The organism is Pseudomonas sp. ArH3a (assembly GCF_022648765.1).
Lineage (GTDB): Bacteria > Pseudomonadota > Gammaproteobacteria > Pseudomonadales > Pseudomonadaceae > Aquipseudomonas.
The window spans coordinates 1,755,170-1,767,621 of the sequence record NZ_CP080330.1 but is presented as its reverse complement, the minus strand read 5'-3'; the positions used below and the strand labels follow the sequence as shown (position 1 = coordinate 1,767,621).

The 12,452-nt window shown below is 58.6% G+C and carries 12 protein-coding genes; 5 read left to right on the top strand and 7 right to left on the bottom strand.

Translation table 11 applies throughout. The annotated features are described in order from the left end of the window. The first annotated feature begins 4 nt into the window (after window positions 1–4). Together K0P33_RS07945 and K0P33_RS07940 are read left to right on the top strand one after the other, a co-directional pair. Complete coding sequence (locus K0P33_RS07945; protein ID WP_094950068.1) at window positions 5–406, top strand: YbaY family lipoprotein; 402 nt, start codon at window positions 5–7, stop codon at window positions 404–406. Between the two features lie 26 nt (window positions 407–432). Beyond that, on the top strand, window positions 433–1,122 hold the full coding sequence (locus K0P33_RS07940) for a DUF4197 domain-containing protein (RefSeq protein WP_094950069.1): 690 nt from the start codon (window positions 433–435) through the stop codon (window positions 1,120–1,122). A gap of 498 nt (window positions 1,123–1,620) precedes the next feature. Here the strand turns inward: K0P33_RS07940 and K0P33_RS07935 are convergent, their stop codons facing one another. From K0P33_RS07935 to K0P33_RS07920, 4 genes are read right to left on the bottom strand one after another with little or no spacing between them, the layout of a single operon-like run. Next, window positions 1,621–2,214, bottom strand: coding sequence for a threonine transporter RhtB (locus K0P33_RS07935; RefSeq protein ID WP_242154734.1), 594 nt, complete (start codon window positions 2,212–2,214; stop codon window positions 1,621–1,623). A gap of 41 nt (window positions 2,215–2,255) precedes the next feature. Further along, complete coding sequence (locus K0P33_RS07930; RefSeq protein WP_094950071.1) at window positions 2,256–2,870, bottom strand: LysE family translocator; 615 nt, start codon at window positions 2,868–2,870, stop codon at window positions 2,256–2,258. A gap of 33 nt (window positions 2,871–2,903) precedes the next feature. Then, window positions 2,904–4,220 (bottom strand): serine hydroxymethyltransferase, encoded by a 1,317-nt coding sequence (locus tag K0P33_RS07925; RefSeq protein WP_242154732.1) that lies wholly within the window; start codon window positions 4,218–4,220, stop codon window positions 2,904–2,906. Between the two features lie 44 nt (window positions 4,221–4,264). Then, entirely contained in the window at window positions 4,265–5,029 is a 765-nt protein-coding gene (locus K0P33_RS07920) for an ArpA protein (protein ID WP_242154731.1), read from the bottom strand. A gap of 51 nt (window positions 5,030–5,080) precedes the next feature. Between K0P33_RS07920 and K0P33_RS07915 the strand changes: the two genes are divergently transcribed. After that, window positions 5,081–5,653, top strand: coding sequence for an Lrp/AsnC family transcriptional regulator (locus tag K0P33_RS07915; protein ID WP_242154728.1), 573 nt, complete (start codon window positions 5,081–5,083; stop codon window positions 5,651–5,653). Between the two features lie 104 nt (window positions 5,654–5,757). Here K0P33_RS07915 and K0P33_RS07910 read toward each other — a convergent pair whose 3' ends face one another. Further along, complete coding sequence (locus tag K0P33_RS07910) at window positions 5,758–8,823, bottom strand: efflux RND transporter permease subunit (RefSeq protein WP_094950074.1); 3,066 nt, start codon at window positions 8,821–8,823, stop codon at window positions 5,758–5,760. 6 nt (window positions 8,824–8,829) lie between these two features. After that, the gene (locus K0P33_RS07905; protein ID WP_094950075.1) at window positions 8,830–9,933 is read right to left on the bottom strand and encodes an efflux RND transporter periplasmic adaptor subunit; all 1,104 of its coding nucleotides are present in this window, start codon (window positions 9,931–9,933) and stop codon (window positions 8,830–8,832) included. Between the two features lie 93 nt (window positions 9,934–10,026). Between K0P33_RS07905 and K0P33_RS07900 the strand changes: the two genes are divergently transcribed. Continuing rightward, a complete protein-coding gene (locus tag K0P33_RS07900) occupies window positions 10,027–10,662 on the top strand; it encodes a TetR/AcrR family transcriptional regulator (RefSeq protein WP_094950076.1) in 636 nt (211 codons plus the stop codon). A gap of 290 nt (window positions 10,663–10,952) precedes the next feature. Here K0P33_RS07900 and K0P33_RS07895 read toward each other — a convergent pair whose 3' ends face one another. Continuing rightward, entirely contained in the window at window positions 10,953–11,735 is a 783-nt protein-coding gene (locus K0P33_RS07895; protein WP_242154726.1) for a class I SAM-dependent methyltransferase, read from the bottom strand. Between the two features lie 96 nt (window positions 11,736–11,831). Here K0P33_RS07895 and K0P33_RS07890 point away from each other — a divergent pair, with 96 nt between their 5' ends. Further along, complete coding sequence (locus K0P33_RS07890) at window positions 11,832–12,452, top strand: energy transducer TonB (RefSeq protein WP_242154724.1); 621 nt, start codon at window positions 11,832–11,834, stop codon at window positions 12,450–12,452.

Genomic DNA, 12,452 nt, shown 5'->3' with positions numbered 1-12,452 from the left:
TACCATGAAAAAGATCATCCTCCTGGGCCTGACCGCCCTGCTCGGAGCCTGCCAATCTATGACCCCAGCCCCAAAGGCCAGCCTCGACGGCGAAGTGTTTTACCTGCAACGCATCGCGCTGCCGCCCGCCGCCACCCTGAGCGTCAGCCTGCAAGACGTGTCCTTGATGGACGCCCCGGCCGTGACCCTCGCCGAACAGAAAGGCCCGGTCAAAGGCCAAGTGCCGCTGGCGTTTCACCTGAGCTACGACCCGGCCCAGATCAAGCCCGGCCACACTTACTCGGTGAGCGCTCGCATCGAGCTGGATGGCAAGCTACTGTTTATCACCACCGAACGGCACGCGGTGCAGCTCAACGGCCAAGACCCACAACCGCTGCGCCTGCGGGTTGATGCGGTCGCACACTGATCAGTCCATTTTTAAAGGAAGCGCTCATGCTCCGTAACTCCCTTCGCCTCACTGCCCTGTGCGCCGGCCTGTTGTTCGGTGCCAACGCCATGGCCCTGGACCTTGGCAGCCTGTCCCAAGGTGACGCCAGCGGCGGCCTCAAGGATGCACTGACCCAAGGCGCACAGATCGCCGTGAAACAACTGGGCAAACCCGGTGGATTCAGCAGCAACCCCGAAGTGAAGATCGGCCTGCCCGGCAAGCTGGGCAAAGTCGCCGACAAACTGAAAATGTTCGGCATGGGTGATCAGGTCACGCAACTGGAAACCAGCATGAACAAAGCGGCAGAAACCGCCGTGACCCAGGCTCAACCGATCCTGGTCAATGCTGTGAAGAACATGAGCGTGACCGACGCCAAGGGCATTCTCACTGGAGGCCAGGACTCGGCCACGCAATACCTGAACAAAAGCAGCCGTGAAGAGATCCGGGCCAAGTTCCTGCCGATCGTCAAGGCCGCCACCGACAAGGTCGGCGTCGCCCAGCAGTACAACGCTTTGGCCGGCAAGGCGGCAGCGTTTGGCGCAGTTGATGCCAAAAGTGCCAACGTCGAAAGCTACGTGACCGAACAGGCGCTGGACGGCTTGTTCAAGATGATCGCGCAGCAGGAAGAAACCATTCGCAAGAACCCGGCGGCGGCGGCCACCAGCCTGGCGAAGAAGGTGTTTGGCGCGCTGTAAACCTCAACACTGTGCATCAATCACTGCGCCAAGGCCGCTTATCACGGGCCTTGGCGCAGTTGTTTCAGGCTAAGCCTCTTAGCGGTTCAGCGAAAAAAGCGGGGACAAAGGCTGGTAGGGCAACTGATGCTCACTGACCGCAAACGGGTGCAGGTGCGGCGTGTGGTGATGCGGTTTGGCAGGGTGGGTATGACCGACGGCTGGCTGGGATGGATGAGTGTGGCCAATGTTGGGTTGCCCAGACACTGGCGTGCGCGGCCTTGCCGGCTCAGACCCTCGAGGGGACACAGTATTGCCCAACAAAGCCCCAAGAAACGCACCTTTGAAAGCAGCAATCGCATTAAAAAAAGACATGTAACACTCCATTAACTCATTGAAATAGCCTCGACCGCCAACAGGCAAAGTCGAAACCTGTGCCTGTCCATCAGGCATTTCTGAGTGGAGTAAAAAAGGTGAGCGTTCCACATGACTCGATGCCGCTTTGCATCGGCATGTAAATCAATGAATAACCGAGTCCGCCAACCGCCCCATCATGAGCGTGGCAAAACAGCCGATCGCCACGGACGTCGCGCGGTTGATCTTCAACGGCGTCAACCACGCCTGCTGCCCCCCTTCGAAGCGACTGCCCAGCACGATCCAGGCAGACCCTACGGGTATCACCACCAGCGCGAGCGTGGCCATGAACCCGACATAGCCTTGCAACGAGGTAAAGGCGCTGAGCGGTGCGATAAACGAAACGATCAGCAAGCCTTTTGGGTTCATCACGGTGAGCCAGAAGAAGTACAGGCCGGAGAAACGGTCACGGCTCGAATCGACGGCGCTGTTGTGACGTTGCCACAACGTGTAAGAAAGCTTGAGCAAGTAGCAGACAGCCACTAATTGCGTGGCTTTTACGGCCCATGGAGACCAGGCCGAAAGGTAGAACAACGCCGCCCCCCAGGCAGAGACCTGAAGCAGATAAGCCAGGCATTCGATAAATGCCATGCGCCACGACGCGGCAAACCCAAACAGCAACCCCGCACGCATCAACAGGGTGTTCGTCGGCCCCGGCACGACCAGCAGTAACAGCAATGCAGAAACGGTCCCAAACATGGGGATTATCCTCGGCCGCAAATGACTCTGCGTCAGTGCGACTACGTCAATGTGAATGACCAGGCGACCGTCGCTACCATCAGAATTGCGAAGCTTACGTTAAGTCGTCGACTCCACGTGGGATGGATAAATAACCTACGCATCTTGCTGCCCGCTAAGAGCCACAAAAAGTCGAATACCACGCACACCAATAGACAGATAAACGCTTTTACAGCCTGTTCCCAGGCGGGTGTCGCGCCCAGGGTAAAACTGCCCAACAACGCCGCAAACGCGGCATACGCTTTTATGTTCGCAGCCCCCAACACAAATCCGGCACCCCATCCCGGCGTGATGACGGACTGTTCGTCGTTTATGGGCGGCGCAGTACCAATGCGATAGGCCAGCCAAAAAATATAAACAATGGAAATAACCGCCAGTGCCGTGGCCAGTACCGGGAAGCTGTGCAAGACCACATACAGGCCCGTGGCAACCCATGCCATGGCAATGACTAACCCCAGCGTGATGCCGAGGAAAAACCGCATCGAGCGCTTCATCCCATAGGCTGCCCCACTCGCCGCCAACGCCAGGGTAGCGGGGCCAGGGCTGGCGAGTAAGGCGATGGCTGCGACGGTAAAGGTGAATGTCGCCTGGTACATGGAAAGCGGGGAATCGGGCATCGATGAATCCTCCACAACAGCGCTCGCGACGACTTAGCGGGGCAGTCCATTTTCGTGACAGTAATAGACGGTCCTATGGTTTTTCATGAAGTCGATCACACCATTGGCAACCGCCATCGGGTCCTCTTTGTGCAGCAGTACCTTGGCTATCTGCTCGGCGATCCAGGCCATCTCGGGCTCTTTCATGCCTAGACGTGTGGCTTCAACGGTGCCCAGTCGAATGCCCGTTTCTCTGTAAGGGTCGGTGTCCCAGGGCAGCGGCATCTCGTTGGCGATGATATTGGCCGCCTCCAGGCACTGCACAGCTTCGCGACCGCTGGCAAAGGGTTTGGAATCAATCACGATCTGATGGGTTCGGGTGTATCCCTGCTCTCGATAGAAGGCGGTCACGCCTCTACGGTCCAGCTCCAGCGCCAACACCTGTGCGTTGCTCACCACTTGCTTCATATAAACCTGCCCGAACGCCAACATCTCGGTGGAAGCCACCGCCAATGCAGCCACGCGGTTGATCTGGTGGCTGCCGGTCAGGGTGGGGAAAATGGCGTCGTGCAGAGGCGCGGTCAATGCTGCATCGTTCCATGCGATGACTCCGCCCTGGGGGCCACTGAATGTCTTACCAGAAGAGCCTGTCATAAGGTCGGCGCCCTCTGCCAACGGGTCCTGAAACAAACCAGCGCTGATCAGGCCCAGTTGGTGGGCCGCGTCGAAATAGACCTTTCCATCCCAGGGTGAAACGATCCCTTTGATATCGGCCAGGGGCAGCGGAAACAAGGTCAGCGTCATGCCCAACCCAATCACCGCAGGCTTCAGGGCCTGGGCGACTTCGCTGAAACGTGTGAGGTCGATGTCCGCAGTTTTGTGCACAAAGGGAATGTCCCACACCTTGAGCCCACGCACACCGGGCGGCCCATTGGTGCGATTGCTGGTATCACCGCCCCTGATCACCGGGACGGTCATAACATTGTCCTCGGGCCGCGCCAGTGCCGTGTAGGCGGCCATGACAGCCGCCATTCCGCCCATCAATCGATGATCGGCGTGCTCGACGCGCAACGTCATTTTCAGCAGTTCCACGCACAGCGATTCCAGCTCGTCGATATTCTTCATGCCGGAGAAAAACCGGTTGTCACGTCCGATATTCCCGCCCGATGCACGCGTGCCGACTTCACTGGACAGCAGCGCGCGCACGGACGGGCTGGTAGGTGACTCAGCAGCCACGAGATTGATGCACTGCTGAGCGCGCCACTGTTCATTTCGAACGACTGCCGCCCGGACCAGATCGGCCATGGCTGAGTGTGATTGCGCCTGTTTGAGCAAGGCATTAGCGCGCCGGAGACAGTGAATGTCATGCATGATCATGATCCCGTGGGTTTATGTAACAACCAGACAGCCGCGTTTTACGTCAGGTTTTTAGCGGCCTCTGCATGCTGGTCTTCCCACCAGCGATCATTGCCGTGCAGATTTCGGACAAGGTCTTTTTCAGCCGCCCACGTCATGTTGAGGATGATCCGGGTGGCATCTTCATTGAGTGGAATGGTGCGATGCAGCGTGGTGTCGGTGCGCAGGAAATAAATATCCCCAGTCTTAAAGCCGTACGTCGCAATCGGGTTACTGCACAGCAACTCGTGAATCCTCGGGTTGGCTTTGTCCCACGAGGTATGAGGCACGCATTGCAGCATTCCTCCCTTGGCAATCGGCGGTGTTTCGATAATCCATATCAGCGCGAAGCTGTAATCGCCCCAGTGCCAGCCGTGGGTATCACCTTTGCGTTCCTGCTTGGTGATCAAATACTCCTCGTCCCTGGAGACGGAGGGGACAACACGGGTACCTGCGATCACGGATAAGGTATCGAGCAGCACTTCGGACTTCGACAGCGTGTTGATCAGCGGGCTGTTCTCAGCGATAAATTCACTGCGTACCACACTCATGTAGCGCGGCGTGTTATCGGTCGTTGCCAAATGCAAGTCACGACGTTCAAGTGGGTGCTCGATCAAACTATTGACGGCAGCCGTTATCTTTTCGCGCACACCGTCATCGACAATATCGCGCAACTGTATAAACCCATTGCGCGCAAACTCATGACGCAGTGAAAACACTCGCTCTTCGGGAAAGTTATTATCATGGTGTTTTTTCAGGCGAGCCTCATCAAGTACATCGTTCATTTCAATCCCTCGACAAATAGATCAAGTTGAAATAGCAGCACAGTACTGCGTATGACTGCAGGCAAAACAATAGGTAGGGATTTCCTAAAAATCCATTTTTTTTTGATGGATCTGTGGTATGTAAGATTTTCACGCTATTTCATCAATGTTCGTAAGGTCCATCTAATGAAAAGGCTTACAAAAAACGATCAGACACTCGACCCCGTTGATCGCGCGCTGATTGTTGCCCTGCACCAGAACGCCCGCGCGTCTATCCGTGCGCTTAGTCGGCAGGTGGGGCTTTCCGCCCCAGGATGCAGCGAGCGCCTCAAGCGCCTGGAGGTCGCGGGCGTTATAACGGGGTTCAGCGTGGAGTTGGACGCGCAGGCCCTGGGGTTTGCGCTACAGGCACTTGTACGGATAAAACCGCTCACTGGAAAGTTTCAAGAAGTGGAACAACTACTGTCAGAAATGGCCGAGTGTATTCTTTGTTACAAAATTACCGGAGAGGACAGTTTTGTCTGTCATCTGTATACCGAATCCGTCAACCACCTTGACCACACACTGCAACGCATTACACCGTTAGCCGATACCAACACATCGATTATTAAAACCGTTGATAAAAAACTGCCCTTTTTTAAATAAACACCTGGGAGACATTCAGGCATTAACGGCAGCTATCGGATTTCAGGCTTTTCCCACGCCCCCTCCTCCTCAACCGAAAAGCCTTCACGCCTCCCCCCAGGAAACTAGTGTGCGTCCTTCTTGACGCGGAACCATGCCGCGTAAAGTGCCGGCAGGAACAATAGCGTCAACGCCGTCGCCACAATCAACCCGCCCATGATCGCCACGGCCATTGGCCCGAAGAACACGCTGCGTGACAGTGGAATCATCGCCAGCACCGCCGCCAGGGCCGTCAGCACAATCGGGCGAAAGCGTCGCACGGTGGCTTCGATGATCGCTTGCCACGGCGCCAGGCCGGCCTTGATGTCTTGTTCGATCTGGTCGACCAGGATCACCGAGTTACGCATGATCATCCCCGACAAGGCAATGGTCCCGAGCATGGCGACAAAGCCGAAGGGTTGGCGGAATACCAGCAGGAACAACGTCACGCCGATCAAGCCCAGCGGCGCCGTCAGAAACACCATGGCGGTGCGTGAGAAACTGCGCAGCTGCAGCATCAGCAACGTCAGTACCACCACGATAAACAGCGGCACCCCGGCCTTGACCGAGTTCTGGCCACGGGCAGAGTCTTCGACGGTACCGCCGACTTGCAGCAGATAGCCATCCGGCAGTTCGGCGCGCACACCTTCAAGGGTCGGCAGGATTTGCTGGACCAGGGTTGCCGGTTGCTCCTTGCCATAGATATCGGCGCGCACGGTCACCGTCGGCAGGCGATTGCGGTGCCAGATAACGCCTTCTTCGAAGCCATATTCGAGGGTGGCGATCTGCGACAGCGCCACGCTTTTGCCGTTGTCGGTCGGCACGGCCAGGCTCGGCAACAACGACAGCTCGGTGCGCTCGTGCACGGTGCCGCGCAGGAGGATCTCGATCAACTCGTTGTCCTCGCGGTACTGGCTAACGCTGGAACCGGTGAGTGAACTCTGCAGGAATTTCGACAGGTTGGCGGTGCTCACACCCAGTGCGCGCGCACGGTCCTGGTCGATATTGAGGTAGACGATCTTGCTCGGTTCCTCCCAATCCAGGTGCACGTTGACCACGTGGGTATTTTCGCGAACTTTGGCCGCGACTTTGCGCGCCAGGGCGCGGACTTCTTCAATGTGTTCGCCGGTCACACGGAACTGCACCGGGTAACCCACGGGCGGGCCGTTCTCCAGGCGTGTGACCCGCGAACGCAGCTCGGGGAATTGTTCGTTGAGGGTTTCGATCAACCAGGTGCGCAGGCTTTCGCGCTCCTCGATGGTCTTCGCCAGCACCACAAATTGCGCGAAGCTGGCGGCTGGCAGCTGCTGGTCCAATGGCAGGTAAAAGCGCGGTGAACCAGTGCCGACATAGGCCACATAGTTGTCGATGCCGGCGTGTTCCTTGAGCAAGGCTTCCAAGCGTTTGACCTGGTCAGCGGTGTTGCTCAGGGAGGCGCCTTCAGCCAGTTTGAGGTCGACCATCAACTCCAGGCGACCAGAGGCGGGGAAGAACTGTTGCGGCACAAAACGGAACAGCGCGACCGAGCCGATAAACAGCAGCAGGGTCAGCACGATCACGGTTTTGCGCCGACGCACACACCATTCAACCAGACGTCTTACACGCTGATAGAACGGTGTGCCGTAGGGATCTGGCCCATCGGTGCCGTGTTTGGCGGCATGAATTTTTGCCAAATCCGGTAAGAGCTTTTCTCCGAGGTAGGGCACAAACACCACGGCGGCAACCCATGAAGCCAGCAACGCAATGGTCACCACTTGGAAGATCGAGCGTGTGTATTCACCGGTGCTCGATTGCGCAGTGGCAATCGGCAGGAAGCCCGCAGCGGTGATCAACGTACCGGTGAGCATCGGGAACGCGGTGCTGGTCCAGGCGAAGCTCGCGGCCTTGAGCCGGTCGTAACCCTGTTCCATTTTGATCGCCATCATTTCAACGGCGATGATCGCGTCGTCGACCAGCAAGCCCAGGGCCAATACCAATGCGCCAAGGGAGATCTTGTGCAAGCCGATGCCGAGGTAATACATGCTCGCAAAGGTCATCGCCAGCACCAGCGGAATCGCCAGAGCCACGACCATGCCGGTGCGCACGCCAAGGGAGAAGAAGCTCACCAGCAAGACGATGGCCAATGCTTCAGCCAGCACTTGGACGAACTCGCCGACGCTGGTTTTCACCGCTGCCGGTTGGTCCGACACCTTGCGCAGCTCCATACCTGCCGGAAGGTTCTTTTGCAGGCGTGCGAATTCGCCTTCGAGGGCTTTGCCCAATACCAGGATGTCGCCGCCGTCACGCATGGCCACGGCCAGGCCGATGGCGTCCGCGCCCATGTAGCGCATGCGCGGTGCCGGTGGGTCGTTGAAGCCACGGTGGATGTCGGCCACGTCGCCGATACGGAAGGTGCGGTCACCCACACGAATCGGGAAATTGCGAATCTCCTCCACTGTCTTGAAGTTGCCCGACACGCGCAGTTGCACGCGCTCGGTCGGGGTTTCGAAGAAGCCGGCGGTCGAGACCGCGTTCTGCTCCTGCAGGGCCTGCTGCACGGCGGCCAACGGCAGGCCGAGGGTGGCGAGCTTGAGGTTGGACAGCTCGATCCAGATCTTCTCATCCTGCAGGCCAAGCAACTCGACCTTGCCCACATCCGGCACGCGTTGCAGTTGAATCTGGATGCGGTCGGCGTAGTCCTTGAGCACGGCGTAGTCGAAGCCGTCGCCGGTCAACGCGTAGATATTGCCGAAGGTAGTGCCGAATTCATCGTTGAAAAACGGCCCTTGGATGTCCGGCGGCAAGGTCTGGCGAATGTCGCTGATCTTCTTGCGCACCTGGTACCACAAGTCAGGAATCTGCGCCGAATGCATCGAGTCGCGGGCGATAAAGGTGACCTGGGATTCACCGGGCCGCGAGAAGGAGACGATGCGCTCATATTCGCCGGTCTCCATGAGTTTTTTCTCGATGCGCTCGGTAACCTGGCGCGAGACTTCCTGAGCCGTGGCCCCGGGCCAGTTGGTCTTGATCACCATGGCCTTGAAGGTGAACGGCGGGTCTTCGCTTTGCCCAAGCTTGGTGTAGGACAGCGTGCCGACCACCGCCAGCAGGATCATCAGGAACAGTACGATCTGGCGATTACGCAACGCCCATTCGGAAAGATTGAAACCCATCGGGGACTACTCCTTGTTGGCCGCCAGATTCACCACACGGTTGGAGCGATCCACCGGGCGCACTTGCTGGCCCTCATGGAGCACATGCACGCCCGCTGCGATCACCCAATCAGTGGCGGTCAGGCCTTCCAATACCGGCACAGTTTTTTCACCGAAAGCACCGATGCGCACCGGGGTGCGTTTGAGCGTGTTGTCCGGTTGCACCAACCAGACGTAGGACGCGCCGTTCTCCGCACTCAGGGCCGACAGCGGCACCGACAGCGCAATCACGCCATCGGCCTGTATGAATACGCGGGCACTCTGGCCCAGTTCGGCCGGGACTTTACCGCCGGTGAACGCGACGCGGGCGGCAAAGGTGCGCGATTTCGGATCGGCAGCGGGTGACAGCTCACGAATGCGCCCGGCAAAACGTTGGTCGGGCTGGCTCCACAATTCCACCGACACCGGCTGGCCGATCTTGAACCGGCCAAAGCCTTGTTCCGGCAGGCTGATCAGGACTTCACGCTCGCCATCGGTGGCCAGGGTGAACACGGTCTGGCCGGCCGCTACCACTTGGCCGACTTCCACCGCGCGCTTGGCAACCACGCCGTCCTGGGGCGCACGCAACACAGCGTAACCGGCCTGGTTGCTGGACACGTCGAACTCGGCCTTGATCTGCTTCAGGCGTGCTTCGCCTGCCCGGTAGAGGTTTTCGGAATTGTCGTACTGGGAACGGCTGACCATCTGACGGTCCATCAGGGTCTTGTAGCGATCGCGCTCGGCGCGCACCAGGCTCAGGTTGGCCTCGGCGGCAGCGACCTGGGCACGGGTGGCTTCCAGTTGCAGGCGCACGTCCTGTGGGTCGAGTTCGGCCAGCGGTTGGTTGGCCTTGACCCGCTCACCCTCCTCCACCAGGCGTTTGCTGACTTTGCCGCCAATGCGAAAGGCCAGGTCCGGCTCATAACGGGCACGCACCTCGCCAGGGAAACTGTCCATCGCCTGCGCCGAGGGCTGCGGCTGCACCACCATAGCGGGGCGGATGGTGGTTTGGGCCGCTTCTTCATGGCCGCAAGCGGCCAACAGGAAGACCAGGCTGACAGGCAACGCAAGGGGCAGGAAAGTGCTGCGCATGCTGAAGGACCTTTCGCAAATGGAGCTAGGAATAATTATACTTGCCGGTATGTTATTAATACCAAACTCGCCAGTCCAGTATTAAAGGTGAAAATGTCCGACAATCCTGTAAACACCAATAGCCCCGGGCGTCCCAAGGACATGGCAAAACGCCAGGCAATTCTCGAAGCAGCGAAAATCCTGTTTTTGAGCAATGGCTACGCCAGCACCAGCATGGATGCCGTGGCCCTTGAGGCCGGCGTGTCAAAACTGACCGTCTACAGCCACTTCACCGACAAAGAGACCTTGTTCACCGCCGCCGTTGTGGCGAAATGCGAGGAACAGTTGCCGGTGATGTATTTCGAGCTGCCCGCAGGCATGCCCGTGGACACCGTGCTGCTGAACATCGCACGCGGCTTTCATCGGCTGATCAACAGCGAGGAGTCGGTAAACCTGCACCGCCTGATGATGACCACCGGCAATCAGGACGTGAAACTCTCACAGATCTTCTTTGAAGCCGGCCCCATGCGCATGCTGCAAGGCATGGAGCGCCTGCTCAGCCGCATCGACCAGAGCGGCGCCCTGAGCATCGATAAACCGTTTACGGCGGCCGAGCACTTCTTTTGCCTGCTCAAGGGCACGGCGAATTTCTGTTTGCTGTATGGCTGTGGTGGGCAACTGAGTGAAGAAGCCGCCGAAGCGCATGTGCAGGAGGTGGTGGGGTTGTTTATGCGGGCCTATAGGGCCTGACGCCGGGTTGTTGAGGGGCTGCTGGGTGAATATCCGTTATTTCGATAACGGCTGATATGGGTTCCGCTCTTACAGCCAGCCCTTTCAAGGTCTTTGCCTAAATCGCGTCCTACGCCAATTCCAGGCTGAAATTAAGAAAAAAACGAGTTGAATTTGGTTCAGTCAGCCTCTCTCTTGGTCAAAAAATGATCATTTTTTGAGGCTTTTTCCAAAGACCTTGAAAGGGCTGGCTGTAAGAGCGGAACCCTAAGCAACCGTTACCGCAGCAACGGATATGTACTCAAACCAATTCAAGGCTTGAGCGCTTTCTTCGGATAAATGTCATACCGGCTCGACTTCCCATCCAACGCATGGCTCGGCTTGGGCCCCTCAATGCACGGCGCCTTGCGCGGGCGCTTGACTACCACACGGTGGCTGGCCAACGCCAAGGCAGCAGCGAGCAACGCCGGCGCATCCGGATCATCGCCAACCAGTGGCCTGAACAGGCGCATCTCCTTCTTCACCAACGCAGTTTTCTCACGATGAGGGAACATCGGGTCCAGGTAGATCACCTGCGGCGGCTCACCTTCCCAGTTGAGCATCACCTCGATGGAGTTGCCCTTGAGCAGCTTCATGCGCGCCACAATGGGTGCCACCTCAAAGTCATCCGCACCCCGGGCCAGGCCGTCTTCAAGCAAGGCGCCAATCAACGGCTGACGCTCGATCAGGCTCATCTCACACCCCAGACTGGCCAGCACAAACGCGTCCTTACCCAAACCCGCCGTGGCATCCAGCACCCGTGGACGCACGCCTTGAGCAATACCCACAGCCTTGGCGATCATCTGCCCACTGCCACCACCGTACAAACGCCGGTGCGCCGAGCCACCCTCGACAAAATCCACACGCACCGGCCCCGGCGCATCAGGCCCGAGCTGTTGCAACTGCAGGCCGTGCTCGCCGACTTGCAGGGAAAAATCCGCCTCTTCCAGCTGCAAAGGCAGGCCAAGCTGCGACGCCCAGTGCTCGGCACGCGCCTGGAAACCTTCGGCCAAAGCCTCGACCCGAATGCGGCTGGCCGCTGGTTGTTCGCTCATCAATCGCTACGCTCAAAAATATTAAGGATCGGCAAACAGCGGCCGATAAAAACAACAGTCAGGTATTTTGCCAGAGCTGAGCGTCGACCGAGAAAAATGTCAGACATTCTTCCCCTAACCATCGGTGTACTGCCGACCCACAACCACTACGGCCTGCGCAATACTCAAGCGCTGGCCGGGGTGAGTCATGTGTGGCAGGACTTCTTTGCCCGTGCGTTGGCCGAACAGCTCGGCGATACGCCGGATGCGCTCGCCGCCAAAGCACCGGCGCCGAAGGACCCGGCGGTAGAGCCCAGCGAAGGCGCCGACCTGCTGTCGCAGATCCTCACCCAGCGTGAATGCGACGTGAAAGACACCGAAATCGCCCCGCCGGAGCCGTTGTTCCTGCCAATCGCCGAATTTGAAACCGAATTACTGCCGCCGCCCGCCACGCCATTCCCAGATGAAGAAATTGTCGCCCAACAGCGCCAGCAGAACTTCGACAGTGGCTGGGTACGCCCGATCGTACTGAGCGCCGGTCAACCGCTGCCTAAGCCGGGCCCCGCGCCAGACCCCCAGCCGTTGCACCTGCCGATTGCCGAGTTCGAACTGGACCTGTTGCCACCGCCTGCCACGCCGTACCCGACCGAAGCACTGGTGGCGCAACAGAAAGCGTTGGACTTCGACTACCACTGGGCGCGCCCTCTGATCCTCAACAACCTGCGCCTGGCCGCCTGA

Bases quoted from the DNA above. Each gene is read 5' to 3' on its own strand.
- K0P33_RS07945 (WP_094950068.1), top strand. From the start codon at position 5: ATGAAAAAGATCATCCTCCTGGGCCTGACCGCCCTGCTCGGAGCCTGC.
- K0P33_RS07940 (WP_094950069.1), top strand. From the start codon at position 433: ATGCTCCGTAACTCCCTTCGCCTCACTGCCCTGTGCGCCGGCCTGTTG.
- K0P33_RS07935 (WP_242154734.1), bottom strand. From the start codon at position 2,214: ATGTTTGGGACCGTTTCTGCATTGCTGTTACTGCTGGTCGTGCCGGGG.
- K0P33_RS07930 (WP_094950071.1), bottom strand. From the start codon at position 2,870: ATGCCCGATTCCCCGCTTTCCATGTACCAGGCGACATTCACCTTTACC.
- K0P33_RS07925 (WP_242154732.1), bottom strand. From the start codon at position 4,220: ATGCATGACATTCACTGTCTCCGGCGCGCTAATGCCTTGCTCAAACAG.
- K0P33_RS07920 (WP_242154731.1), bottom strand. From the start codon at position 5,029: ATGAACGATGTACTTGATGAGGCTCGCCTGAAAAAACACCATGATAAT.
- K0P33_RS07915 (WP_242154728.1), top strand. From the start codon at position 5,081: ATGACTGCAGGCAAAACAATAGGTAGGGATTTCCTAAAAATCCATTTT.
- K0P33_RS07910 (WP_094950074.1), bottom strand. From the start codon at position 8,823: ATGGGTTTCAATCTTTCCGAATGGGCGTTGCGTAATCGCCAGATCGTA.
- K0P33_RS07905 (WP_094950075.1), bottom strand. From the start codon at position 9,933: ATGCGCAGCACTTTCCTGCCCCTTGCGTTGCCTGTCAGCCTGGTCTTC.
- K0P33_RS07900 (WP_094950076.1), top strand. From the start codon at position 10,027: ATGTCCGACAATCCTGTAAACACCAATAGCCCCGGGCGTCCCAAGGAC.
- K0P33_RS07895 (WP_242154726.1), bottom strand. From the start codon at position 11,735: ATGAGCGAACAACCAGCGGCCAGCCGCATTCGGGTCGAGGCTTTGGCC.
- K0P33_RS07890 (WP_242154724.1), top strand. From the start codon at position 11,832: ATGTCAGACATTCTTCCCCTAACCATCGGTGTACTGCCGACCCACAAC.